Genomic DNA, 1,028 nt, shown 5'->3' on the forward strand with positions numbered 1-1,028 from the left:
GGGTTGCGCTTGATGATGGCGCAGGTCTGATAACCGTCCAGGCGAGGCATCAGGATGTCGCAGAACACGAGATYGGGATGAAAGTCGCCCAGCTTCGCCAACGCATCGAAGCCGTCCTCGGCCAGGGCCACCTCATGGCCGCCCTGCTTCAGGAAGATCTCCGCGCTGCGGCGGATGGTGTTGCTGTCGTCGATGACCAGGATGCGGGTGGGTCCTGCACCGGAAACTTGCTCGTTCAAACGTCGTCTCCTCGGAACTTCAGCTCGGGGCCCGGCCCTTTCGGCCCCCTGTGAGGCATGTGAGGCCGAGTCAGATGCGCACCATCTCAAAATCCTCTTTGCGCGCGCCGCAGTCGGGGCAGGTCCAGTTCATGTCCACATCGGCCCAGGCGGTGCCCGGCGCGATGCCGTGCTCCGGATCGCCCGCTGCTTCGTCATAGATCCATCCACAGATCAGGCACATCCAGGTACTGGGTTCGCTCACGGTGCTTAGAGTTTGCTCACTACAATCGAATCATTCTAGCCAGGGCTCGAAAGCGCAATGCTGAGGGCAAACGCCTGTGCCCCGGGCCTCAGAAGCGCCCTTTTAGCGGCAGACTCCACGCTTTGCGGCTGCTATTTGGCCGCGACCGCCATGACTTCCCCATGAGCCCAACACCCCTCCCCACCGACCCCGCGGCCGAAGATGCCCAAGACGAACAGGAAAGCCCGCCGCCAGCTTGCGTGCTGAGCTTCAATGCCAGCGACGCCTCTGGCGCAGGCGGCCTGGCCGGCGATGTAGCCACGATTGCGGCTATGGGCGCGCACTGCCTGCCCGTCGTCACCGCCATCGTGCTGCGCGACACGGCCGAGACCTTCGAGCACGAGAACCTCGACGCCGACACCGTCGCCGAGCAGGCCCGCCACATCCTGGAAGACGTGCCTATCACGGCCTGGAAGGTCGGCTTCCTGGGCAATGCCGAGGCCGTCAGCGCCGTGGCCGAGGTGCTGAGCGACTACCCCGACGTGCCGCTGGTGACCTATCTGCCC

3 protein-coding genes are annotated in these 1,028 nt (G+C 64.6%); 1 reads left to right on the top strand and 2 read right to left on the bottom strand.

Annotated features, from left to right (window positions below; all coding sequences use genetic code 11):
• Both ACXJKR_RS33365 and ACXJKR_RS33370 read right to left on the bottom strand, forming a co-directional pair.
• Positions 1 to 239 (bottom strand): response regulator (locus tag ACXJKR_RS33365; protein ID WP_457326511.1); only part of this gene is annotated, 239 nt, incomplete at its 3' end.
• 70 nt (positions 240 to 309) lie between these two features.
• Positions 310 to 462, bottom strand: coding sequence for a rubredoxin (locus ACXJKR_RS33370; RefSeq protein WP_056199756.1), 153 nt, complete (start codon positions 460 to 462; stop codon positions 310 to 312).
• A 182-nt stretch (positions 463 to 644) separates the two neighbouring features.
• Between ACXJKR_RS33370 and ACXJKR_RS33375 the strand changes: the two genes are divergently transcribed.
• Positions 645 to 1,028 (top strand): bifunctional hydroxymethylpyrimidine kinase/phosphomethylpyrimidine kinase (locus ACXJKR_RS33375; protein WP_457326512.1); only part of this gene is annotated, 384 nt, incomplete at its 3' end.

The organism is Roseateles sp. P5_E11, assembly GCF_054049355.1.